The sequence below is a fragment of the Rudaea sp. genome (assembly GCF_036560865.1).
Classification (GTDB): Bacteria; Pseudomonadota; Gammaproteobacteria; order Xanthomonadales; family Rhodanobacteraceae; genus Rudaea.
Genome location: NZ_DATBQK010000049.1, coordinates 1 through 23264, shown reverse-complemented (window position 1 = coordinate 23264; position 23264 = coordinate 1). Strand labels below are relative to the sequence as shown.

19 protein-coding genes are annotated in these 23264 nt (G+C 63.9%); 9 read left to right on the top strand and 10 right to left on the bottom strand.

Annotated elements, in window-relative coordinates; all coding sequences use genetic code 11:
• Positions 1-95: 95 nt before the first annotated feature.
• Positions 96-1388, top strand: a complete 1293-nt coding sequence (gene purD / locus VIE67_RS05720) for a phosphoribosylamine--glycine ligase (RefSeq protein ID WP_332024157.1) — start codon at positions 96-98, stop codon at positions 1386-1388.
• Between the two features lie 25 nt (positions 1389-1413).
• On the opposite strand, the gene VIE67_RS05715 is transcribed toward purD, so the two are convergent.
• Positions 1414-1860, bottom strand: coding sequence for an ATP-binding protein (locus VIE67_RS05715; protein ID WP_332024156.1), 447 nt, complete (start codon positions 1858-1860; stop codon positions 1414-1416).
• Positions 1861-1951: 91 nt separating this feature from the next.
• Positions 1952-3619 carry a tetratricopeptide repeat protein gene (locus VIE67_RS05710; protein ID WP_332024154.1) on the bottom strand — a complete coding sequence of 556 codons (1668 nt, stop codon included), beginning with the start codon at positions 3617-3619 and terminating at the stop codon, positions 1952-1954.
• A gap of 196 nt (positions 3620-3815) precedes the next feature.
• Between VIE67_RS05710 and VIE67_RS05705 the strand changes: the two genes are divergently transcribed.
• Positions 3816-5732: an MFS transporter gene (locus VIE67_RS05705; RefSeq protein ID WP_332024151.1), complete on the top strand. Its 1917-nt coding sequence runs from the start codon at positions 3816-3818 to the stop codon at positions 5730-5732.
• A gap of 218 nt (positions 5733-5950) precedes the next feature.
• Here the strand turns inward: VIE67_RS05705 and VIE67_RS05700 are convergent, their stop codons facing one another.
• Positions 5951-6997 (bottom strand): efflux RND transporter periplasmic adaptor subunit, encoded by a 1047-nt coding sequence (locus VIE67_RS05700; RefSeq protein WP_332024149.1) that lies wholly within the window; start codon positions 6995-6997, stop codon positions 5951-5953.
• A gap of 63 nt (positions 6998-7060) precedes the next feature.
• Positions 7061-10174, bottom strand: a complete 3114-nt coding sequence (locus tag VIE67_RS05695; protein ID WP_332024147.1) for an efflux RND transporter permease subunit — start codon at positions 10172-10174, stop codon at positions 7061-7063.
• Positions 10175-11060: 886 nt separating this feature from the next.
• Here VIE67_RS05695 and VIE67_RS05690 point away from each other — a divergent pair.
• Positions 11061-11486, top strand: coding sequence for a hypothetical protein (locus tag VIE67_RS05690; protein ID WP_332024145.1), 426 nt, complete (start codon positions 11061-11063; stop codon positions 11484-11486).
• 93 nt (positions 11487-11579) lie between these two features.
• The gene (locus tag VIE67_RS05685; protein WP_332024143.1) at positions 11580-12014 is read left to right on the top strand and encodes a hypothetical protein; all 435 of its coding nucleotides are present in this window, start codon (positions 11580-11582) and stop codon (positions 12012-12014) included.
• 148 nt (positions 12015-12162) lie between these two features.
• Here VIE67_RS05685 and VIE67_RS05680 read toward each other — a convergent pair whose 3' ends face one another.
• From VIE67_RS05680 to VIE67_RS05655, 6 genes are all read right to left on the bottom strand, one after another.
• Positions 12163-13026: a 2OG-Fe(II) oxygenase gene (locus tag VIE67_RS05680; protein WP_332024141.1), complete on the bottom strand. Its 864-nt coding sequence runs from the start codon at positions 13024-13026 to the stop codon at positions 12163-12165.
• Positions 13027-13067: 41 nt separating this feature from the next.
• A complete protein-coding gene (gene rodA, locus VIE67_RS05675) occupies positions 13068-14186 on the bottom strand; it encodes a rod shape-determining protein RodA (protein ID WP_332024139.1) in 1119 nt (372 codons plus the stop codon).
• A complete protein-coding gene (gene mrdA / locus VIE67_RS05670) occupies positions 14183-16060 on the bottom strand; it encodes a penicillin-binding protein 2 (protein WP_332024138.1) in 1878 nt (625 codons plus the stop codon). Before mrdA ends, rodA begins: the two co-directional genes overlap by 4 nt.
• 10 nt (positions 16061-16070) lie before the next feature.
• The gene (mreD, locus tag VIE67_RS05665) at positions 16071-16562 is read right to left on the bottom strand and encodes a rod shape-determining protein MreD (RefSeq protein ID WP_332024136.1); all 492 of its coding nucleotides are present in this window, start codon (positions 16560-16562) and stop codon (positions 16071-16073) included.
• Positions 16559-17503 (bottom strand): rod shape-determining protein MreC, encoded by a 945-nt coding sequence (mreC, locus tag VIE67_RS05660; RefSeq protein WP_332024134.1) that lies wholly within the window; start codon positions 17501-17503, stop codon positions 16559-16561. Before mreC ends, mreD begins: the two co-directional genes overlap by 4 nt.
• A gap of 139 nt (positions 17504-17642) precedes the next feature.
• Positions 17643-18689 carry a rod shape-determining protein gene (locus VIE67_RS05655; RefSeq protein WP_332024132.1) on the bottom strand — a complete coding sequence of 349 codons (1047 nt, stop codon included), beginning with the start codon at positions 18687-18689 and terminating at the stop codon, positions 17643-17645.
• Positions 18690-18921: 232 nt separating this feature from the next.
• On the opposite strand from VIE67_RS05655, the gene gatC reads away from it, so the two are divergent.
• The 5 genes from gatC to VIE67_RS05630 all read left to right on the top strand — a co-directional run.
• The gene (gatC, locus tag VIE67_RS05650; protein ID WP_332024130.1) at positions 18922-19209 is read left to right on the top strand and encodes an Asp-tRNA(Asn)/Glu-tRNA(Gln) amidotransferase subunit GatC; all 288 of its coding nucleotides are present in this window, start codon (positions 18922-18924) and stop codon (positions 19207-19209) included.
• Between the two features lie 2 nt (positions 19210-19211).
• Positions 19212-20666, top strand: a complete 1455-nt coding sequence (gene gatA / locus VIE67_RS05645; RefSeq protein ID WP_332024128.1) for an Asp-tRNA(Asn)/Glu-tRNA(Gln) amidotransferase subunit GatA — start codon at positions 19212-19214, stop codon at positions 20664-20666.
• Positions 20663-22174 carry an Asp-tRNA(Asn)/Glu-tRNA(Gln) amidotransferase subunit GatB gene (gatB, locus tag VIE67_RS05640; protein WP_332024126.1) on the top strand — a complete coding sequence of 504 codons (1512 nt, stop codon included), beginning with the start codon at positions 20663-20665 and terminating at the stop codon, positions 22172-22174. Before gatA ends, gatB begins: the two co-directional genes overlap by 4 nt.
• A 58-nt stretch (positions 22175-22232) precedes the next feature.
• Positions 22233-22616 carry an endonuclease domain-containing protein gene (locus VIE67_RS05635; protein WP_332024125.1) on the top strand — a complete coding sequence of 128 codons (384 nt, stop codon included), beginning with the start codon at positions 22233-22235 and terminating at the stop codon, positions 22614-22616.
• A gap of 30 nt (positions 22617-22646) precedes the next feature.
• Positions 22647-23264, top strand: a 618-nt coding sequence (locus VIE67_RS05630) for a carbohydrate kinase family protein (RefSeq protein ID WP_332024123.1), incomplete at its 3' end; no start/stop codon positions are given.

The following is a 23264-nucleotide window of genomic DNA, read 5'->3' as shown; positions in this document are numbered from 1 at the left end:
CTGAGGGCTGAAGATCAAGAGCGATGCTGTGACAGCGTCGCCGCTCTTTCTCTCAGCCCTCAGCCCTCAGCCCTGTTGCCCAAGGCGCGACATCCATGAAAATCCTGGTTATCGGTTCAGGCGGTCGCGAGCACGCACTCGCCTGGAAGCTCAAGCAGTCGCCGCGCGTCAGCGAGGTGATTGTTGCGTCGGGCAACGCGGGTACGGCGCTGGAACTTGGCGTGCGCAATGCCACGGTCGCCGCGACCGACATCGACGGCCTGCTGAATCTGGCAAAAGTGGAAAATGTTGCATTGACCGTGGTCGGTCCGGAGGCGCCGCTGGTCGCGGGACTGGTCGACTGCTTTGCCGCAGCGGGATTGCGCTGCTTCGGGCCAAGCGCCAAGGCGGCGCAGCTGGAAGGCTCGAAGGCGTTCGCCAAGGCGTTTCTCGCCCGCCACCGCATTCCGACCGCGCACTACGCGGTGTTCACCGAACTCGAACCCGCGTTGGCGCATGTGCGCGCGCATGCGGCAGGCAATGCGGACCAACGCATCGTGATCAAGGCCGATGGCTTGGCCGCCGGCAAGGGCGTCGTCGTCGCCACGACGCTGGCCGAGGCGGAGCAGGCGCTGCACGCGATGCTCGGTGCGCAATCGCTGGGCGCGGCCGGCGCACGCGTCGTGATCGAGGAATTTCTCGACGGCGAGGAAGCCAGCTACATCGTGATCGCCGACGGCAGGCAGGCGCTGCCGATGGCCACGAGTCAGGATCACAAGCGCGTCGGCGACGGCGACACCGGTCCGAACACCGGCGGCATGGGCGCGTACTCGCCCGCGCCCGTGGTCACGCCCGCCGTCGAGCGGCGCATTCTCGCCGAGGTGATCGAACCGACGCTGGCCGGCATGGTCGCCGACGGCATGCCGTTCACCGGCTTTCTGTATGCCGGCCTGATGATCGATCGCGACGGCGCGCCCAAGGTGATTGAGTTCAACGTGCGCTTCGGCGATCCGGAAACGCAGCCGATCCTGTTGCGCCTCGAATCGGACCTGGTCGAATTGATCGAGGCCGCACTCGACGGCAAGCTGGACACGATGCGCACGCGCTGGGATGCGCGCCCGGCGATCGGCGTCGTGCTCGCCGCACACGGCTATCCGGGCACGGTGCGCAGCGGCGATGCGATCGACGGCCACGCGACGGATTTCGGCACAGACGTAAAGACCTTCCATTCCGGTACAAAAATAGAGAATGGGAAAACCATAACGTCCGGCGGACGCGTGTTGACGGTCTGTGCGCGCGGCGACGATCTGCAGGCGGCGCGGCGGCGTGCCTATGCGGCGGCGGAACGGATTCGTTTCGACGGCATGTTCTATCGCAGCGATATCGGGTTTCGAGGGCTGAGGGGCTAAAGCTGAGGCTGGAGCCGCGTGCTTCTCAACACCGCTTGACCAGAATCAGCACATTGCGCCCATCGACGTATTCGTAACGGAATTCGTCGAGCAACGTGCGTACAAGCTTGATGCCGAGACCACCGATGCGCGAGCCCGCGATTGTCGCTCCGACCGCCGGCGCACGCCAAGTCGTCGGGTCGAACTCGACGGCGAGGTAGCTGACCCTGGCCTGGACCGCGCGCATGTCGTAGCGCAGCTCGACCTCGATCGGCCCCGCAGCCTGCTCGGCATGCATGACGACGTTGGTCATCAGTTCGTCGAGCGCGACCAGCATGTCGTGCACGACCTTCTCCGGCATTTCAGTCTGCAGTCTGCGCTGCACTTCGTCGTTGAAGCGGCCGATCGCGCTGCGCTCGCGCTCGACGCGCAACTGCCAGACCGTTGCCGGCCGGCGCCACCAGAATCGCCATCGGTCAATGAGGCTCCCCATTGGGGGAATGGTGGCCAAAACACCGCCGCTTGGCAACGCCGGTGGCGAGCGCCGGGATTGCCCGCGCCAGCAGCCGCCGGCGCCCGACGCGTCAGGACTTCGGCGCTGGCGCGGGTACGGCGGCCGCCGGCGCAGCCCGCGCGGGGCTCAGCAATGGCGCGGTGAAATACGCATGCTGTGCCGGCCAGGGTCGATCCGGCACCTGCTTCTTGTCGAAGAACTGCTGGTTCGTCGTCTTGTACAGCGCCGCGGAGGCCATGTCGCCGGCGCGCACCGCGTCGAAGATCGCCTCGGCCTGGTACTCCTGCGCTTCCTTGAATTTGCCGTGCGCGGCCATGGCCAGCGCCAGCGCCGAGGAATTGCCCGCCCCGGAGGACTGCTTGTACAGCACCTGCCCATAGTCCAGCGCAACGTCGCGTTCCTGCGGGCTCGCCGCCGGGCAGGTGCTGGCCAGACGCACGAAGATCTGCATCAGATCGCCATCCTTCGCGCGCCTGGTGAGCGCGCCATTGATCGACTGCAGCGCATCCGCGCATTTGCCCTGCGCGACCTGCGCCGCGACCAGGTGCGCATAGGCAATCGCGTTGTCCGGCTGCAGTACGGTGAACTGACGGTATTGCTCGACTGCTTGCGCGTAGTGGCTGCGCCGCATCTCGGCGTTGCCGAGCAATAGATACGAATCGGCGTACTTCGCATCCAGACGCTGCGCGCGCCGGTAGGCGTCGTAGGCTTTTGCGTCGTCGCCCATGTGCTCGGCGACGATGCCGCTGGAAATATTCACGATCGCACTGTCCGGCTTGGCCTTCAACGCGGTTTCGATTTCCGACTGCGCGATCACGATATTGCCCATCGACGCCTCGATGCGTGCGCTGAGCGCAAGCGCATCGGCATCCTTGGGATTGGCTTTGAGAATGTCCGCGAGTTTCTCCCGCGCCGCGCCGATCCGCCCCTGACGCGCGAGCGTCTGCGCCTGCTCGATCGGCGTGCCGCTGACCTGCGGCGGCGCAACCGCGTACAGACCCGTGACCAGCGGGTCGTCCAGCGTCACCGTGACATCGCCGGCTTTAGCACGCGCTTCGTCGGCGGCCTTGGTGTTGCCTTGTCCGGCATAGGCGTCGGCGAGGTGCTTGTAGAGCTCGTTCGCTTTCGGGTCCAGCTTCAACGCGCTATTGAGGCTGTCGACCGCGTCGGCATAGCGCTTCTGGCGCAGCGCGAGCTGACCCAGCATCGCAAACGCCACGGGTTGTTGCGCATGCTCGCGTGCGGTGTCTTCGAGCAGCTTGCGTGCGCCGGCGACATCGCCCAGATCGATCAGCGTGTTGGCCAGGCGGTAACGGATCGGCAAGTATACTTTGTCGCGATCCAGCGCCGCCTGGAAATCCGCGCGCGCCTCGTCGTTGCGCTTGAGCTCGCGCGCAATCACGCCACGCAGATAGAACCAGCGTCCGTCGTTCGGACTGACTTGCGAGGCATCGTAGAGCGCAACCGCGGCCGCCTCGCTGAAACCATTGCGCACATACAGCGCGCCGAGGTCGGCATAGATGCGTGCGAGTGGCGGTCCGACGATGCCAGCCCTGAGCTTTTCGAACTCGGCACGCTCCGTGGCTAGCTGCTTGGCCGCGTCGGGTGCGAGTTTTGAAGTATCCGGCGTCGGCACGGTTTGCAGCAGGCTGTCGGCGTGCGCATCGAACACCACGGCCAGTGCCAAGAGGCCAAACAGAGGTGCGGAAAAAGACTTGAATATCTTGCGAGTCGACATGAAAAGGTTCCGATGGCGCCGCGCAAATCGCGCCGGCGATGAGTGTAGGGTCGATGTGGGCGGCATGACGCGACGCGGGAATCACGCATTTTAGCAGGCTGCCGCGCCAACGTTCGCATAGCCTGCCTGACCGGGGCTGAACGATTGGTTCGGTGTTTTGCTACGCTGCGCGCAACAATCAGGACTGGCAACGACAATGCCCGAGCAAACTGCGTCGAATCCGACCGCTGGCGAGCACAGCCAGTTCCGCTTGCTGAGCGAGCGCCGCTTCCTGCCGTTTTTCCTCACCCAGGCGCTCGGCGCGTTCAACGACAACGTGTTCCGCAACGCGACCCTGCTCCTGATCGGTTTCCAGATGGGCCTGAGCACCGAGCAGATCACCACGTATTCCAATATCGCGCCGGCACTGTTCATCCTGCCGTTTTTCCTGTTCTCGGCTTCGGCCGGGCAGATCGCGGAAAAGTTCGAGAAGACGCGCGTGATCCGCTTCGTCAAATTGTTCGAGATCGCAGCCATGTCGATCGCCGCGTGGGGCTTCATCACGCGCAGTGCCGCCATTCTGCTCAGCGTGCTGTTCCTGATGGGCCTGCATTCGACCCTGTTTGGACCGATCAAGTATGCGATCCTGCCGCAGGCGCTGAAGGACAAGGAACTCGTCGGCGGCAACGCCCTCGTCGAAACCGGCACCTCGCTCGCGATCCTGATCGGCATGATGCTCGGCGGTACGCTGATCGCCGCGGCCGGGCCGAATGGACCGCTGTACGCATCGATCGCCGTCATCGCGATCGCCGTGACCGGTTACGTCGTCTGCCGCGCGATTCCGCCCGCGCCTGCGACCGCGCCCGAGTTGCGCTTCAACTGGAATTTCCTGACCGAGACCTGGCGCGCGGTCGGTTTCGTCAGGCAGGACCGCACCGTGTTCAACGCGGTACTCGGCATTTCCTGGTTCTGGTTTTTCGGCCTCGTCTTCACCGCGCAGTTGCCCAACTACACCACGCTGTATCTGGGCGGCACGGAAGGCGTGTCGATACTCGTGCTCACCCTGTTCTCGGTCGGCACCGGCATCGGTTCGCTGCTGTGCGAGCGCCTGTCCGGACACAAGGTCGAAATCGGTCTGGTGCCGTTCGGTTCGATCGGCCTCACTGCGTTCGGCATCGATCTGTATTTCGCGCGACCGGACCTTGCCCATGTCACCGGCCTCGGCCCGCTCGCCTTTCTCGCCGCGCCGGGCAACTGGCGCGTCGCGCTCGACCTCGCCCTGATCGGCCTGTTCGCGGGTTTCTATATCGTGCCGTTGTTCGCGCTGGTGCAGAGCCGCGCCGAACGCAGCCAGCTCTCGCGCATCATCGCCGGCAACAATATCTTGAATGCGCTGTTCATGGTGGTCGCCTCGATCGTCTCGGGCCTGCTGCTGAACGCAGCGCATTTCAGCATTCCGGCGCTGCTGCTCGCGACCGCGCTGATGAACGCGGTCGTCGCGGTATACATCTACACTCTGGTGCCGGAATTCCTGCTGCGCTTCGTCGACTGGATCCTGATCAACGCGCTTTACCGCATCCACAGGCACGGCTTGGAAAACATTCCCGAGAAAGGCGCGGCCTTGCTGGTGTGCAATCACGTCAGCTTCATGGATCCGCTGATCATTCTCGGCAACGTGCGCCGGCCGGTGCGCTTCGTCATGTACTACAAGATCTTCAACACGCCGTTGCGTCCGCTGTTCCGCGCAGCCAAGGCGATCCCGATCGCCGGTGCGAAGGAGGATCCGGCCCTGTTGCAGCGCGCGTTCGACGAGGTCGACAAGGAGCTCGCCGCGGGCCATCTCGTGTGCATCTTCCCCGAAGGTGGCATCACGCGCGACGGCACGCTGCAGCCGTTTCGCCCCGGCATCGAACGCATCCTCGCCGCGCGCCCGGTGCCGGTGGTTCCGCTGGCGCTGCGCGGACTGTGGGGCAGCATTTTCAGCCGCCGCGATTCGATGCTCGGTCGCTCGCGCCTGCCGCGCCGATTCTGGTCGGCGATCGAACTCGTCGCCGGTGCGCCCGTGCCGCCGGAGCAGGCGACTGCGGCGCTGCTGCAGGAAAAAGTCGCCGCGCTGCGTGGCGACCTTGCATAACCAGCGTCTAGTGTCGCGTTTCATTTGTAGCTTGCCATTGTCACACCTCTCCCGCTGGCGGGAGAGGTCGGCGCGCATAGCGCGCCGGGTGAGGGTGGCGCAACATGGAGCGGTGTGCGCTGCACCTGCGCCACCCTCATCCGCCTTCGGCACCTTCTCCCGCCAGCGGGAGAAGGGAATGAGAGCGTCGCATGTAATGTTATTTGCAGAACGGCACACTAGCCGTCCGATTGCACCTTGACCGCCTGGCCCGAACTCAGGCGTTCCGCGCCGCGCACGACCAGCCGGTCGCCGGCATTGAGCGCGCCGCGGACTTCGACCAGATCGCCATTGCTCGCGCCCGTCGTCACCACCACTTGCTCGGCCTTGTTCTCGGCGGACACGCGCATCACATAGGTGCGATCCGCGCGCAGCACCAGCGCATCGCGCGGCACGGTCAGACCGGCGTCGGCGCGCGTTTCGGGTAGCGCGACTTCGACCGCGCTGCCGACCAGGGCCAGCGCCGGTTCGATCGTCACACGCAACTCGAACTGACGCGCACGCTCGTCGCCGACCGGCACCACGGCGCGCACGCTCGCAGGTTTTTCCTGGCCGGCATAGCGCACATTGACCTGCATGCCGGCGCGGATCTTGTCGGCCATCGCCAGCGGCGCCTGCACACGCGCTTCGATGCGCTCGGTGTCGACCAGATGCACGATGCTCGCGCCCACCTGCAGATATTCGCCGCGCTGCGCGAAGCGCTCGCTGACCACGCCGGCAAATGGCGCGCGCACGTCGGCCTGATCGATATCGTGTTCGATCTGGTGCAACTGCGCGCGGGCGTGCGCCAAGGTCTGCACATTGGTTTCCAGCGTCGCGCGGCCTTCGTCGATCTGCGTCTTGGCGATGCTGTTGCTCGATTCGAGTTTCTGCAAACGCTGCAATTGCGTATCCGACAACGCACGCTGCGCCTCGGCGCGGCGCACGTCGGCGACGATTTCCTCGTGGCGCAGGCGCAGCGCCTGATCGTCGAGCTTGGCGACGCGCTCGCCGGCCTTCACCCGTGTGCCGACTTCGGCGACGAATTCGAGGCGCCCGGCTTCGGCGCTTGCGATCTTCGCATCGTCACGGCTGACTACGCTGCCCGGCACCCAGCGCTGCGGCGCGAGTTTCGACTCGGTCGCCTTGGCGATTTCGACGATTGCGGGCGGCGCGCCCGCGTTCTGCGCCAACGCGCTCGCGTCGAGTACGAGTATACAAATTGCCAATGTACAAAAGCGTTTCATAAGCCACCTTGTTTTGCGCGTCATTCCGGCAGGGACCGCCGGAACGACGTTGATGAGATTGCCCTACGCCGCTTCTTCGGCCTCAACCAACCACGGCCGGCGGCCGCGCGTCGGTGCCACCACGGTTGTTTTCGCTGCGCGTGCGAACGACAGCCGCATCAGGCTGGGCAACAGCAGCAGCGAGAACACCAGGCTGATGACGACACCGCCGACGTTGACCGCGGCCAGGCCGCGATAGATCACGCTGCCCGGACCCGGATTGACCGCCATCGGCAATGCGCCGAGCGCGCCGGTCAAGGTGCTGGCGAGAATCGCGCGCAGGCGCTGGTTGAGCGACATGCGGATCGCGTCGTCGAGACTGGCGCCATTTTCCTGCGCCGTGCGCGTGAGATCGACCAGCAGGATCGCGTGGTTGACCACGACGCCGACCATCATGATGAAGCCGATCATCGACAGCAGATCGAGCGGCTGGAACGCGAACAGACCGAGCACGCGCAGGCCGAGCATGCCGCCGATCAGCGCGAGCGGCACGGTGAGCACGACCACGAGCGCATGGCGCAGCGATTTGAACATCGCCGCCATCAGCAAGCCCAGCACGAGCAGCGCGAGCAGGAAATTCTTGCCGATCGTGCCGACGATCTGGTCGAGGCGATCGGCGCTGCCGGCCAGACGAATCGTGCCATCGGGCAACTGCCGGCGCAGTTCGGGCACCACTTGTTTTTCGATCGTCTGCAACGCGTCCTCGAGCGCGAGCGTCGCCGGCGGATCCATGGTCAGGGTCACCGTGCGGCGGTGATCGAGGCGACGGATCTGGGTCGGGCCCAGTGCGGTTTCGAACTTGACCAGGTCGCCGATCGGCATGACCTTGCCACTTGGCGTGACCACCGGGGTCTGTGCAATTTCCTCAGGTGTCGTGCCCGCGCTCGTGCGCAGGATCACCGGCACACGCTGCTCGCCATCGAAGTATTCGCCCAGCCAGGAGCCGTCGCCGAGCGTGCGCACGATGTCGCCCAGAGTTGCGCGATCCCAGCCGGCTTCGGCAATGCGCCGATCATCGGGCACGGCGTGCAGTTCGAGCTGCGCAGCATCGGTCGCCGGAAACGCCTGCACATTCGCGCCGGGGAATTTCGCTTCGAGCAACTGGCGACCGGCTTCGGCGACTTTGTACAACTTTGCACTGTCGTCGCCCTGCAGATGGATCGACACCGAGCGCGCCGAACCGCCGAAGCCGCCGAACAGGTTGCCTTCCTCGGTGAACACGCGCGTGTCGGGAAAGCCGACAGTGATCTCGTCGCGCACGATGCGCTCCAAGTCTCCAATGCGCGCCTCGTCGACCACGCGCGCGCCGATCGTGCCACCACCCGGCCACAGCAGCACATACCAGTTCTTCAGCTGCGGCTGCTTCTTGCCGTCCATGTACGGCTTCATGCGCGCGAGGATAAGTGGAACCATCTCGCGATCGACCACATCCGGCGCCATGCCAGGCGGGAAATTGAAATAGGCGTCGATGGCCGCGCGCTTGACCGGCGGCAGATAGTCGAGACGTGGCTTGAAGGCGAAGGTCGCGATCATCGGCAGCACGAGCAAGGCCATGATCCAGCCCAGTTGCTTGGGCCGCGTGTCGGTCCACGCCATGATGCGATCGGTCAGCGCCGGCCAGCCGTCGCCGTAGCCGGATTTCAGCTTCTTCGCCTTGAGCCAGCCCGAAGCCGCGGGCAGAACCGTGATCGCGACCACCACGGAAATCGCCACCGCAATCGAAATCGTCAGCGCGAGATCGGCGAAAATCTGACCCTCGACATCGCGCAGGAATACCACCGGCAGGAATACCGCGACCGTCGTAATGGTCGAAGCGATCAGCGCGCCGACCACTTGGTGCGTGCCTTTGAGCGCCGCCTCGCGCGGCGTCATGCCGCCTTCCTTGAGACGCAGGATATTGCCCGAGACCACGATCGCGCCCTCGACCACCATGCCGACCGCGAAGGCGAGACCGGCGAGCGAAATCACGTTGAGGCTGTGGCCGGTCACGTGCAGCGCGGTGAAGGTCGCCAGCAGACAGATCGGGATCGCGCTGGCGATCAGGATCGTCGCGCGCCAGTCACGCATGAACCACCACACGCACAACAGAGAGAGCAGTGCGCCGATGATCAGGTTTTCGCTGAGCAGACTTACCGCGCGATTGATGAACAGCGACGAGTCGAACGACTGCTCGATGCCGAGGCCTTTCGCCTTGAGCATGCCGTCGCGCATCTCGGCGATGACTTTCTTCACGCCGTTGAGGGTTTCCAGCACATTCGCACCGCTGGCGCGATGCACGTCCAGGCCGATCGCCGGATTGCCGTTCTGGTAGGCGAAGAACTGGCGCTGTGGCGGGCGCACCTCGATCGTCGCCAGATCGCCCAGACGGATCGGTTTGCCGTCGCGCCAGGACAGCACCAGAGCGCCGAGGTCCTCGGGCTTGTAGCGGCCGGTGAAGCGCAGTTCGTATTGCTGGCGGCCGACCTCGATCTGTCCGCCGGAAATATCCGCCGCGCTGGCAGCGCGCGCGGAAATGTCGGGAATCGATATGCCAAGCGCAGCGGCCTTGGCCATGTCCACGGTGATGCGCACTTCATCGGGCGGCCCGGCGTTGACGATGACTTGCGACACGCCCGGTACCGCTTCGATGCGCGGCTTGACCGTGTTTTCGATGAAATGCCGGTACTGATCCACCGGCCCGGGCGTGCCGGGCAACAGCTGCACGAAGAACCAGCTCAGGCTCTCGTTCGCCCCACCGCCGCCGTTGCCGCCGACCTGCACGACCGGGCGGTCGGCGTCCTTGGGAATCGAGCGCACGCGATTGATCCGCCCGATCACCTCGACCAGCGCGTTCTTCATGTCGGTGCCGATCGCGAAGGTCAGGTTGATATTGCTGCCGCCGGAGCCCGCATTGCCGTCGAGTTCCTCCAAGCCGGGCAGGCCCTGCAACACCTGTTCCTGCGGCTCGAGCAACTCGGATTCGACTTCCTCGGGCGAAGCCGCACGCCAGTTGGTCTGGATCGAGATCTGCGGTCGGTCGATATCCGGGAACAACTGCAGCGGCAGCTCGCGCAGACTCAGGAAGCCGAACACCGCGACCAGCACCACGACCATGCCCACCGCGATGGGATTCTTGAGCGAGGCCTCGATGATTTTCATGCGTGGGACTCCCGGGACGTGCGCGGAAGATTGATCCGCACGTCGGGGGATTGGATGTGGCACAAGTCATTAAGGTTGCGTCGCTTGCGACGAAACGTTGCTTTCGTGCGATGAGTTGTGACTTTCGGAAACTTTCTTTCGCCTGCGCGAGCTTTGCTCAGCTTGTCATCCCGCGTGCAGCGGGCGTAGCCCTCCCCTTCAAGGGGAGGGTTGGGTGGGGATGGTGTTGCGCGTCCTCTGTTCGTCATTCCCGCGCAGGCGGGAATCCAGTTCTTTCTTTTTCTTTTTCTTGAAGAACAAAGCTTTCACTCGCCTGCGGCGAGCGAGTTACTTTTGCCATTGCGCAAAAGTAACCAAAAGGCTAGGCGCCCGACGCGGTGTTGTGCTGCGCGTCAGCGCAGCACAATGCCCTGCGCTTCTCGGCTGCGGCGGGGTTCGCTTGATATACGTCCGTGTACATTCGCTCACGCGCGCGCCTCGTGCGCGCGCCCCTGCGGGCAACTCCGCCGCAACCTGCGATGCTCGGCACCGCGAAGGCCGCCGCTTTTTCCACGAATCCGTCCATCCATGGACTACGCTTCGAAAACTTGGGTAGGGCGGGAGAAGCGCAGCGAATCCCGCCGATCGAGCAGGTGCCGCATCTTGCCGTTGCTGGCAGGCCCTTTCCTGTGCTTGCTACTCCATCCACCTCGTGGGATGCTTTCGCCGATGTCCCGCCCGTAAAGAAACGTCGCAAGACTAGGCCGAGGGATAGGCTGCGTAATGGCGAAATACGGATGATTTTTGTAGGAATTTGTCGCTATCGAAAAGCCGCCGCCCCGATCTAGGCTGCGGAACTAGACGGCGTTCTTCAACCCAATAGTAGTTAGCCGTCAAAGGCACAAGCATGGATCTCGTCGCAAAGTTCAAGCAATCACTCACCGCACAACTAGCGCCCCATGGTGTGGCGTTGTCTATATGGCGCGGTGGTACGCGCAGCTCCAACCACCTTCTTGAGCTTGCAACAAGTCCAACGTCTACCGTCTTATACGTAAAGTACAGCGCAAAAGTACCCGGCTTCTGGGGCCTGACGGCAAATCAGCTCGACCACATCGTGTCTGCCAATGTCCGCTGGTTCTGCGTTTTTCTTCATCAAAGCTCTTCGTCTGGATATGTGCTTCCAGGTATTCAAGTTCAGGCGTGCATAAATGATGGCTCATTCGAGCTTGCGGAAGCCGGCGACTACAAAGTTCATGAACAATCCGATTTTTCGGCGTCACAGCATTTCGACAACATTGAAGCCGTCACTTCGCGGATTCTACGAGGCGGCTAACAAGTCGCTCAAGGCGGACAGCTTCGCCGCCGCTTAACTCCAGCGTTAGGCCCCGCAAGATTAACCAGCGAACAGAGCGAAAGTGTGAACGTTATGAGAAGCATCGCAATCATTGTTGCATTGGTAGCAATCTCCGGCTGCGCGACGCAGGCCAAGTTCCAAGCGAAGATGGATCGCTTCGTCGGTCAACCAGAGGCTGCAGTCGTTGGAACTTACGGCCCGCCCCAGAACAGCTACATTTTGAATGACGGTACTAAAGTCTTGCAATACACGCGTGGCGGCACCATGGTTATCCCAGGGGCAACAACATATCAACCGGTCACAACGAACACTGCAGGCAACGTGACGCTCAATCAAGGTATGCGCACAACAACAGGCACATATAACCAGACCTCCACAACTTACCTTCGGCAGCAGGGACCGGCCATCCCCATCAATTTGTCTTGCACGGTGAATTTTACAGTGGACAAAGAAGGCGTCGTACGCCGCTGGAGCGCAGAGGGCAATCACTGCGTGTCCAAGGGCTGAGAAATTGGAATCAAACGGGTCAGACTCGATTGATCTGTCTTGCGAATACGAATAGAACATTGTATAAATTGTTGCAATCTACCCTAGCTCGGCCTCTTGCAGAGCTTAGGTCTGTGAGCACCCTTGCGAGCACGCACGGACCGATCGACTAAGCAAACACGCGCTCACGCAGCCATTTCGTGGCGATCCATTTTTCGCCGGCGAGTACGGGCGCGCCGCCGTGCAGGGTCTGCGTCGACGGGTCCGGGCGCGCGTAGCTGAAGAATACGGCGTTGCCCTGCTGCGGCATCACGTCGACGCCGACATCGGGAAAGATGGTTGCGCCGCCACGCTCGGGCGTGTTCAGATAGATGATCAGGCTGGCGACGCGGTGGCCGCCGTGTTTGAGCACCGCAGGCGTGCCGGCATCGTCCAGATCGAAATAGTCGTAGTGCGGCACGTATTCGGCGCCGGGTTCGTAATGCAGGATCTGCAGGCCTTCGCCGTTTTCCGCGGGCCAGTTGAGCAGTTTCGCGATGCGTTGTTCGACGCGCGCAATCAGTTCGCTTTCGCCGCGCTGGAAGAACATGCCGCGGCTGGTGCGCGCCGGATCGATCTGCACGCCGCCGGTTTTGCGGTCCAGGGTTTCAGAACGCTTGATGCGGTCGCCCGCTTGCTCGATCAGGTCCGCGCATTCGGCCGCGTCGAGCAGATCGCCGAACACCACGAGGCGCGGCTTGCGCATGGCTGCGAGCACGCGCACCTGGCGATCGCCCGCATCGACGAACAGCGGCGAGTTGAGCAGATTCGGCTCGGGTACCGGCTTGTCGGACAGCGGCATCGCCGGTTGCGGCTTGGCCCCTGCTCCGGTCTTCGCGCTATAGCTGAGCGCGAGCTTGAGCGCTTCGATCGCGGTCTTGCGTTGCCAGCCGGCCGCGATCAGCTCGGCGATCAATTCTTCCGCGCCGGCGCCGGCCAGCGTGCGGTTGACGATCCACTGGCGTGCTTCGGCGCTGAGTACGAATGGCGGCATGTCGCTTACCCGTTATTGGAATCGTTGCGTTACGCGCGCGCTCAGCGCGAGTGGAATGTGCGATGGCGATGGATCGACATCAACACGCCGAAGCCGGCGAGCAGGGACACCACCGACGTGCCGCCGTAGCTGACCAGCGGCAACGGTACGCCGACCACGGGCAGGATGCCGGAAATCATGCCGCCGTTCACCATCACGTAGACGAAGAAGGACATGCTGATCGAACCGGCAAGCAGGCGCGAATAGGTGTCGCGCGCGTTTGCCGCGATCCACAATCCGCGTCCGACGATAAAAATATACAACGCGATCAGTGCGATCACGCCGATCAGGCCCCACTCCTCGGAGAACACGGCGAAGATGAAATCGGTCGTGTGCTCGGGCAGGAACTGCAGACTGGATTGGGTGCCGTGATGCCAGCCCTTGCCGAACACGCCGCCGGAGCCGACCGCGATTTCGGACTGGATGATATGCCAGCCATTGCCGAGCGGATCGGATTCCGGATCGAGGAACATGCGCAGGCGATTCTTCTGGTATTCGTGCATGAAATGCCAGGCCAGCGGCGCCACTCCCGCGGCCGCGCCGAGCACGAGCCCGATGCGCCACCAGGCCATGCCGGCGAGGAAGATCGCAAACACGCCGCTGGCGACGACCAGCAGCGCGGTGCCGAGATCGGGCTGCCTGGCGATCAGCCAGGCCGGCAGCGCAATCAGCATGCCGACGATCGCGAGCGAGGCGAAGCGCGGCGGCAGCTCGCGCCGGCTCAGCGCCCACGCGACCATCATCGGCAAGGTCAGCTTGACCAGTTCGGACGGCTGGAAGCGCAGTACTTTTAGATCGAGCCAGCGATGCGCGCCGCGGCCTTCGCCGAGTACGGCGACGACGAGCAGCAGGGCGACGCTGCCGGCGTACAGCCACGGCGTCCACTTGCGCAACGCCTGCGGCGGCACGCGCGCAATCAGCAGCATCAGCACCGCACCGAGAACGAAGCGCGCGCCCTGATTGACAACGGTGTGCGTGTCCAGATCGCTCGCGCTGTACAGCGTGGTAAGTCCGATCGCGGCGAGCAGCACAAGGCCGCAGGCCAGCGGCAGGTCGACGCTCGGCCGGCGCAGTAGCGAGAACAACAGCGAGCGAGCGCGCAAGGTGAGGGTTTCGCTCACGGCTTGGCGCCTGCGACGCGGCGCGCATCGTCGTCGAACGCGAGCCAGGCATCGAGAATCTTGCGCGCGATCGGTGCGGCATCGCTCGCGCCACTGTGCCCGGCCTCGAGCGCAACCACGACCGCGACGCGCGCATTGTCGGCCGGCGTGAAGCATTCGAACAAGACCTGGTGGCGCTCGGCCGACGAGGTCGCAATGCTGGTCCAGGTCTCGTCGGTGCGCGAGTAGCGCTCCGCGGTGCCGGTCTTGCCCGCGATCACATACGGAAAACCGTCGCCAAGTCCATGTGCGGTGCCGTTGGGAGAATTAACGACGCCGACCATGCCTTGTTCGACGGTAGGCCATGTAACCGGATTGTGGAAGATGCTGCCGCGCGACAGCGGTGCGGGTGCGGGTTCTGGCGGCGTGTTGAGTCCCGCCTGCACCGCGCGCAACAAATGCGGCGGCAGGCGTTCGCCCTTGGACGCAATCGTCGACAAGGCCGTGACGAGCTGGATCGGCGTGACCACCCAGGCGCCTTGGCCGATGCCTGCGATCACGGTTTCGCCGGGATACCAGGTCTGGTTCTGCGTCGCGCGTTTCCATGCGCGCGAGGGCAGCACGCCGACGCCTTCGCCGGCGAGGTCGATGCCGGTCTTCTCGCCGAAACCGAAGCGGCCGAGAAAATCGCTGAAGCGATCGATGCCCATTTCGAGAGCGAGCGTATAAAAATAGGTGTTGACCGATTCGGTGATCGCGGTGGCCATGTCGACGCGGCCGGCCGGAAAATCGTCGCGATAGCCGCGCGCCTGACCCGGTATATGAAACTCTCCGGTCGAGATCACGGTATCCGACGGCTTGCGCAGACCGAGTTCGAGCCCGGCGACCGCGACATAGGGTTTCATCGTCGAACCCGGCAGGAAGCTGCCGGCGATCGCGCGATTGAGCAGGGGTTTGGCCGGATCGCTCATCAGGCGCGAGTAGTCGATCTGGCTGATACCGTTGACGAACAGATTGCCGTCGAAACTCGGCACGCTGACCATCGCCAGCACTTCGCCATTGCGCGGATCGATCGCGACCGCCGCGCCGGAACGGCCGTTGAACGCGTCCTCGGCCACACGCTGCAGACGCGCATCGATCGACAGATACAGATTCTTGCCCGGCGTCGGCGCGACGCGTTCGATCTGGCGCTGCACGCGCTTGTCCGCGTTGACCTCGACTTTTTCGTAGCCGGGCATGCCGTGCAGTTCGTCCTCGTAATAGCGCTCGATGCCGGTCTTGCCGATATGCGTGGTGCCGACATACAGGTCCGCATCGAGGCGCGCCGCTTCATTGACGTCGATGCGGCTGACATAGCCGACCACAGGCGTGAACGCCGCGCCCAGCGGGTAGGTACGCGAAAGATAGGGCACCACGTCCACCGCCGGGAAGCGCCAGCGGTCGACGGAAAAGCGTGCGATCTCGTCTTCGCTGAGCTTCAGCCGCAGCGGCACGCTGTCGAACGGTTTCTTGTTGCGCCGCGCGCTGTTGAAACGCGCAATGTCGTCGTCGCTGATCGCGATCACTGAGCCCAGATCGGCGAGCATCGCGTTCATGTCCTTGACCTGCTCGGGCACGACTTCCAAGCGGAACGCCGCTGCATTGTCGGCGAGCAGCACGCCGTTGCGGTCGTAAATCAGGCCGCGGCTCGGCGCGATGCCGCGCACGGAAATGCGGTTGGCATCCGAGCGCGCGGCGAAATCCTTGTCGTGCAGCACCTGCAGAAACACGAAGCGCGCCACGAGCAGGCCGAGGCAGGCGACGATGCCGAGGAAACCGATCAGCGCGCGTCGGCTGAACAGACCGGCTTCATGACGGGCATCCTTGATGCGCGCTGACGGGATCGGCGTGTTCATCGCGCGAAGGTCAGCCTTCGTGCGTGCGCAGGCGTGCGCGCACGTCGTCGAGCAGCAGGAACAACCACGGCCACACGACCATGCCGGCCACCGGCGCGAGCCAGAATTCGGGGGCAGGCAGCGGATCGCCGGCGAATGTGTGCACCATCAGATAGACGATGCGGTCGTTGAGCAGCAGCGCGAACACGGCGAGCGTCTGCTGCCACATCGGAAAGAAGCGCAGGCGCGAGCGAAAGCGCAGCACGATGAAACAAAGTATACAAAGGCGCAAGGCCTGCTCGCCGAGCAATTCGCCGCCGATCAGATCGCCGCCGACGCCGAGCAGGAAGACGAAGCCAAGCGGCATGCGCTCGGGCAGTTCGAGCGCCCAGTAGATCAGCACGAGCGCGAGCCAGAACGGCTTGAACGGCAGCAAGGCGGCCGGCAGCGGCAGCAACTGCGCCAGATAGCAGGCCGCGATGCTGCCCCAGAACAACCCGCCGATCACGCGTTCGCGGGTCACGGTTGCACCGGTTTCGGCGCGGGCGGCGTCGGCAGCGGCATCGCCAGCGATTTCGGCGGCCCGATTTCCTCGGCCGGCGCCGGCGGTCCGACCGGATCGACGAGCTCATGCAGCACCAGGACCTCGAAGCTGCGATCGAGCGCGGCATCCGGCGTGGCGGTCGCCGCGGCAAACATGCCGCTCGCATCGTTGGCGATCGAGCGGATCACGCCGACCGGAAAATCCGCGGGGAAGCGTCCACCGAGCCCCGAGGTGACGATGTGGTCACCGACTTTCACGTCGGCGCTGACCGGAATGTTCGGCAGTTCCAGCGTATCCAGCGTGCCGCCGCCATGCGCGATCGTGCGCAGGCCGGTGCGTTCGATCTTGACCGGAATCGCATGCGCCGCGTCGGTGATCAGCATGACGCTGCAGCTGTGCGGGTGCACCTCGATCACCTGCCCCATCACGCCGTGCGCATCGATCACCGCCTGGCCGACCTGCACGTCGTTGGCGCTGCCGACGTCGAGCATGATGCGATCGCGGCGGAATGCACCAAAATCCACATTGATAACTTTTGCCAATTGTACACTCAAGGCCAGGCTGCGCTGCACCGCGAGCAGTTCCTGCAGGCGCTGGTTCTGTTCCTGCAGCGCGTCGTAGCGGCGCAGGCGTGTCTGCGCGAGCATGAGCTGGCGGCTGAGTTCGGCGTTGGTCTCCGACAGTTGGCCGCGATCGGCCATTGCCAGACGCGCGCCGCGCGCGAGTTCGGCCGGCAGCGCGGCGATGCGGTAAACCGGCTCCATGAGTACGCCGGCGCCCTGACGCAGATGGTCGAGATAGTCGCCGCGGCGGTCGGCCACCATCAGCGCGATCGCGCCCGCGAGATACAGCACCAGGCGCAGCGTGCTCGATGCGCCTTCGCCGAACAAGGGGGCGGTGCTGTTGGGAGCGATGGCCACGTGCGTGACGGGGGACCGAAAACGTTGGTGGTCTTATTGTAGGGGCTGAGGGCTGAGGGCTGAGGGCTGAAAGATCAAAAGCGGAAGGGCTGCCGGCTTTTCAGCCCTTGACCCTCAGCCCTCAGCCCTGCTCTTACACTCACTCCGAGGCGAAAAAGTCGCTGCCGTGCTGGTCGACCAGTTCGAGCGCCCTACCGCCGCCGCGCGCGACGCAGGTGAGCGGATCGTCGGCGACGTTCACATGCAGACCGGTTTCGTCGGCGATCAAACGGTCGATATCGCGCAGCAGCGCGCCGCCGCCGGTCAGCACGATGCCGCGTTCGGCCACGTCCGAGCAAAGCTCTGGCGGCGTCTGCTCGAGCGCCGAGCGCACCGCCGCGACGATGCCGGCGAGGGGTTCGTGCAAGGCTTCGAGCACTTCGTTGGAGTTGATCTTGAACATGCGCGGCACGCCTTCGGCCAGATTGCGGCCGGAGACTTCGATTTCCTTGACCTCGGACTGGCGCGAGGCGCAGCCGATCTCCATCTTGATGCGCTCGGCCGTGGATTCGCCGATCAGGGTGCCGTGATTGCGCCGCACGTAATTGATGATCGCCTCGTCGAAACGGTCGCCGCCGATGCGCACCGACTGCGAATAGACGATGCCGTTAAGCGAGATGACCGCCACTTCCGAGGTGCCGCCGCCGATATCGAGCACCATCGAACCGCGCGCCTCGTGCACCGGAATGCCGGCGCCGATCGCCGCGGCCATTGGTTCCTCGATCAGATACACGTCGCGCGCGCCGGCGCTCTCGGCCGATTCCTTGATCGCACGGCGCTCGACCTGGGTCGAACCGCAGGGCACGCAGACGAGCACGCGTGGACTCGGCCGAAACATGCGCGCGCGGTGTACCTTCTTGATGAATTGCTTGAGCATTTCCTCGGTCATGGTGAAGTCGGCGATGACGCCGTCCTTCATCGGCCGGATCGTGACGATATTGCCCGGCGTGCGCCCGAGCATGCGTTTGGCATCGGCGCCGACCGCGGCGACCGAGCGCGGCCCGCCGGGCCCGCGATCCTGACGAATCGCCACCACCGAGGGTTCGTTGAGCACAATGCCCTGGCCGCGCACATAGATCAGTGTGTTGGCGGTGCCAAGGTCAATCGATAGATCGTTGGAAAAAAGTCCGCGTAAACCTTTGAACATTAGGGATTCCGGTACTGCCTGTAGCGAGTGATGCCGCGTCTTGAGGAAAAGCGCGACAGTGTAGTGAGCGCTCCAAGGCGAAGCAAGGAAAAAAGCCGTTAAGCGCGCGGGTTGGGACGCGCAAAACGAACAGCCGATGCCGTCCGCGCCGGCCCTTGCTGCCTGCGCCTGCGCTGCCTGCCCTTTGCTTCAATATGCTATCGTCGCGATTCGAATTCCAGCGTCTTTGCGCATGTCCATCGACAGCACCACCGTGCGCCATATAGCGCGTCTAGCGCGCATTGCGATCAGTGATGACGAGCTCGCGCCCGTCGCGGTCGAACTTGGCCGCGTGCTCGAACTCGCCGACCAGCTCGGCGCGGCGCAGATCGACGGCGTGGCGCCGCTGGCGCATCCGCACGAGCAGGTCCTGAGCTGGCGCGCGGACGCGGTGAGCGAACCCGATCGCGCGGATGCGTTTCTTGCGCTCGCTCCAGAAGCGCGTGGCGGCCTTTACCTCGTCCCGAAAGTCATCGAATAGCCGTGAGCCAGTTCAAAGGAATAGCGTCTCTGGCGCAATCACTGCGTGCGCGCGAAACGTCTGCCGTCGAGCTGGCGCGGCAGGCTCTGATCGCGGCGCAGACACATGCCGATCTGAACGCGCTGATTACCGTCGACGCGGCCGGCGCTTTGGCCGCGGCCGAGCGAGCGGATGTCGCGCTGGCGACCGGCGATGCTTCGCCATTGAGCGGAATTCCCTTTGTACACAAGGATATTTTCTGTACAAATGGGCTGCGTACGACGTGCGCCTCGCGCATGCTGGAAAATTTCGTCCCGCCGTATGACGCCTGCGTCGTCGAAAAACTCGGCGCGGCACGCGCGGTAACGATCGGCAAGTCGAACATGGACGAGTTCGCGATGGGCTCGTCGAACGAGAATTCGCACTTCGGCCCGGTGCGTAATCCCTGGGATCGCACGCGTGTACCGGGTGGTTCGTCCGGCGGTTCGGCCGCCCTGGTCGCGGCCGGTGTCGTGCCGTTCGCGACCGGCACCGACACCGGCGGCTCGATCCGCCAACCGGCTGCGTTCTGTGGCATCACCGGTCTGAAACCCACTTACGGCCGCGTCTCGCGCTGGGGCATGATCGCGTTCGCATCGAGCCTCGACACCGCCAGCGTGCTCGCGCGCAGTGCCGCGGATTGCGCGCTCGTACTCGATGCGATCGCCGGCCACGACGCGCGCGACGCCACCAGCGTCGATCGTCCGCTAGACGACTATATGGGCGCATTGTGCAAACCGCTGGCCGGTCTGCGCATCGGCGTCGCGCGCGAATATTTCGGCGCGGGCATCGATGCGGGTGTGGGCGCGGTAGTGCAGAGCGCACTCAAAGAATATGAAAAACTTGGCGCGATTCTGGTGGATATTTCCCTGCCGAACGCGCATCTGGCGATTCCCGCCTATTATGTGATCGCGCCTGCGGAAGCGTCGAGCAATCTGGCGCGCTTCGACGGCGTGCGCTACGGCCATCGCTGCGCCGAGCCGCGCTCGCTCGAAGATTTATATACGCGCACCCGTGCCGAGGGTTTCGGCGCCGAAGTCAAACGCCGCATCCTGGTCGGTACTTACGCATTATCGGCCGGGTACTTCGATGCGTATTACCTGCGCGCACAGCGCGTGCGTCGCCTGATTGCCAACGATTTCGCCGCAGCGTTCGAGTCGGTGGACCTGATCGCCGGCCCGACCACGCCGACGGTTGCGTTCAAGCTCGGCGAGAAATCCGCCGATCCGCTGGCGATGTACGCGGCCGACGTGAATACCGTTGCGGTGAATCTCGCCGGACTGCCTGCGATCTCCGTGCCTACCGGCCTCAGCGAGGGTCTGCCGGTCGGTCTGCAATTGATAGCACCCGCGTTTGCCGAAGCGCGTCTGCTCAATGCCGCACATCAATTGCAGCAAGTCACCGACTGGCACAACCGCGAACCCGGAGCGCGCTCATGACTTCCGAGTCCCGAGTCCCGAGTCCCGAGTCCCGCAGTTGGCAACCCGTTATCGGCCTGGAAATCCACGCCCAACTGTCGACGCATAGCAAGCTGTTTTCCGGCGCATCCACCGCGTACGGCGCCGAGCCGAACACGCAGGCCGGTGCGGTCGATGTCGCCCTGCCCGGCACCTTGCCCGTGCCCAACCGCGCGGCCCTTGACCGGGCGGTCCGCTTCGGCCTAGCGATCGATGCGAAGATTGCGCGACAAAGTATATTTGCGCGCAAAAATTACTTTTATCCTGATCTGCCCAAAGGCTACCAGATCAGCCAATACGAGTTACCGGTGGTCGGCGAAGGCAAGCTGCCGGTAAGGCTCGACGATGGCCGCGTAATCGAGGTGCGCATCGAGCGCGCACATCTCGAGGAAGACGCGGGCAAATCGCTACACGACGCGTTTCATGCCGCGACCGGAATCGATCTCAACCGCGCCGGCACGCCGCTGCTCGAAATCGTTTCCGCGCCGGTGATGCATTCGGCCGCCGAGGCGGTCGCGTATATGCGCACCGTGCATACGCTGGTGCGCTGGCTCGGCATCTGCGACGGCAATATGCAGGAGGGTTCGTTCCGCTGCGACGCGAACGTGTCGGTGCGCCCGGCGGGCACAAGCAAGCTCGGCACGCGCACCGAGATCAAGAACGTCAACTCGTTCCGTTTTGTCGAAAAAGCGATCGAATACGAGATCGAACGCCAGATTCGCGCGCTGGAAAACGGCGAGCAGATCGTGCAGGAGACGCGGCTGTACGATCCGACGCGCCATCAGACGCGGCCGATGCGCAGCAAGGAATCCGCCGACGACTACCGCTACTTCCCCGACCCCGACCTGCCGCCGCTCGCGGTGACGGCTGCCGATATCGCGGCGGCGAGAGCGACCCTGCCCGAGTTGCCCGAAGCGCGGCGCACGCGTTACATCGATGCGCTGGCGTTGCCCGAAGCGGACGCAACGCAGCTGTGCGCGGACAAGGCGACGGCGGACTACTTTGAATCGGTGTGCGCGGGTCTCGGGACTCGGGACTCGGGACTCGGGCGCCAGACCGATGCAAAGCTCGCTGCAAATTGGGTGCTCGGTGAAGTTGCCGCAATGTTGAACGAAGCGGCGCTGCATACCGAACAGTCGCGTGTCTCCGCGCCCGCGCTCGCCCACCTGCTCGCGCGCGTGCGCGAGGGTGTGATTTCCGGCAAGATCGCCAAGGACGTGTTCGCGGCGATGTGGGCCGGCGAAGGCGATGCGGACCAGGTGATCGAGAAACGTGGCCTGAAACAGATTTCCGACTCGGGCGCACTCGCCGCGGCGATCGACGAGGTGCTGGCGCAATATCCGACTCAGCTCGCCGATTACCGCGGCGGCAACGACAAACTACTGCAGTTCTTCGTCGGCCAGGTGATGAAGCGCACGCGCGGTCAGGCCAATCCGCAGCAACTGAACGCGCTGCTGCGCGAGAAGCTAGAGCTGAGGGCTGAGGGCTGATTTTCACCTCTCCCGCCGGCGGGAGAGGTCGCGCCGCAGGCGCGGGTGAGGGTGGCGCATGGAGTCACGACAAGGCACACAACCGGCTCGACGCCTGCGCACTGCTTCCACCGATGCGGAAGCGATGTTATGGCGCCATCTTCGCAACCGCCTGTTGCTTGGTTACAAATTTCGGCGCCAGTTTCCGATCTTCGGCTACACGGTTGATTTCGTCTGTATCGAAGCGGGACTCGTCATCGAAGTGGATGGTGGTCAACATGGCGATCGTGTCGAGTATGATCGGCATCGCACCGAAATATTGATCAAGAACGGTTTCCATGTGCTGCGCTTCTGGAACAACGACGTGCTGCAAAGAACGGACGATGTGCTGACTGAAATTCTTCGACACCTTCAGACGCCACCCTCACCCCAACCCCTCTCCCGCCAGCGGGAGAGGGGTTAGCGGGGACACTTCACAGGAGATTGGAAATCCATGTCAGCATTGATCTGCGGTTCGCTCGCCTACGACACCATCATGGTGTTCCAGGATCAATTCAAGAATCACATCCTGCCGGACAAGGTGCACATCCTCAATGTCGCCTTCCTCGTGCCGCGCATGCGCAAGGAGTTCGGCGGCTGCGCCGGCAATATCAGCTACAACCTCAAGTTGCTCGGCGGACATCCCGTGCCGATGGGCACGGTCGGCCAGGATTTCGGCCCGTATCGCGCGCATTTCGAGAAATGCGGCATCGACCTGAGCCAGGTCAAGACGATCGAGGATTTGTATACCGCGCAGGCGTTCATCACCACCGACCTCGACGACAACCAGATTACCGCGTTCCACCCGGGCGCGATGATGCGCTCCTACGAAAATCACGTGCGCGATGCGCCCGGCGTCGAATTCGGCATCGTCGGTCCGGACGGGCGCGAGGCGATGCTGCAGCACTCGGCGGAGTTCGCCGAACGCGGTCTGCCCTTCATCTTCGATCCGGGTCAGGCGATGCCGCTGTTCAACGGCGAGGAATTCCGCGCGTTCATCGAGCAGGCGCAATACGTCACCGTGAACGACTACGAATCCAACCTGCTGCAACGGAACACCGGCTGGGACGAA

Excerpts from the sequence above, each read along its gene's own strand:
- purD (WP_332024157.1), top strand. The coding sequence starts at position 96 with ATGAAAATCCTGGTTATCGGTTCAGGCGGTCGCGAGCACGCACTCGCC.
- VIE67_RS05715 (WP_332024156.1), bottom strand. The coding sequence starts at position 1,860 with ATGGGGAGCCTCATTGACCGATGGCGATTCTGGTGGCGCCGGCCGGCA.
- VIE67_RS05710 (WP_332024154.1), bottom strand. The coding sequence starts at position 3,619 with ATGTCGACTCGCAAGATATTCAAGTCTTTTTCCGCACCTCTGTTTGGC.
- VIE67_RS05705 (WP_332024151.1), top strand. The coding sequence starts at position 3,816 with ATGCCCGAGCAAACTGCGTCGAATCCGACCGCTGGCGAGCACAGCCAG.
- VIE67_RS05700 (WP_332024149.1), bottom strand. The coding sequence starts at position 6,997 with ATGAAACGCTTTTGTACATTGGCAATTTGTATACTCGTACTCGACGCG.
- VIE67_RS05695 (WP_332024147.1), bottom strand. The coding sequence starts at position 10,174 with ATGAAAATCATCGAGGCCTCGCTCAAGAATCCCATCGCGGTGGGCATG.
- VIE67_RS05690 (WP_332024145.1), top strand. The coding sequence starts at position 11,061 with ATGGATCTCGTCGCAAAGTTCAAGCAATCACTCACCGCACAACTAGCG.
- VIE67_RS05685 (WP_332024143.1), top strand. The coding sequence starts at position 11,580 with ATGAGAAGCATCGCAATCATTGTTGCATTGGTAGCAATCTCCGGCTGC.
- VIE67_RS05680 (WP_332024141.1), bottom strand. The coding sequence starts at position 13,026 with ATGCCGCCATTCGTACTCAGCGCCGAAGCACGCCAGTGGATCGTCAAC.
- mrdA (WP_332024138.1), bottom strand. The coding sequence starts at position 16,060 with ATGAACACGCCGATCCCGTCAGCGCGCATCAAGGATGCCCGTCATGAA.
- VIE67_RS05655 (WP_332024132.1), bottom strand. The coding sequence starts at position 18,689 with ATGTTCAAAGGTTTACGCGGACTTTTTTCCAACGATCTATCGATTGAC.
- gatC (WP_332024130.1), top strand. The coding sequence starts at position 18,922 with ATGTCCATCGACAGCACCACCGTGCGCCATATAGCGCGTCTAGCGCGC.
- gatB (WP_332024126.1), top strand. The coding sequence starts at position 20,663 with ATGACTTCCGAGTCCCGAGTCCCGAGTCCCGAGTCCCGCAGTTGGCAA.
- VIE67_RS05635 (WP_332024125.1), top strand. The coding sequence starts at position 22,233 with ATGGAGTCACGACAAGGCACACAACCGGCTCGACGCCTGCGCACTGCT.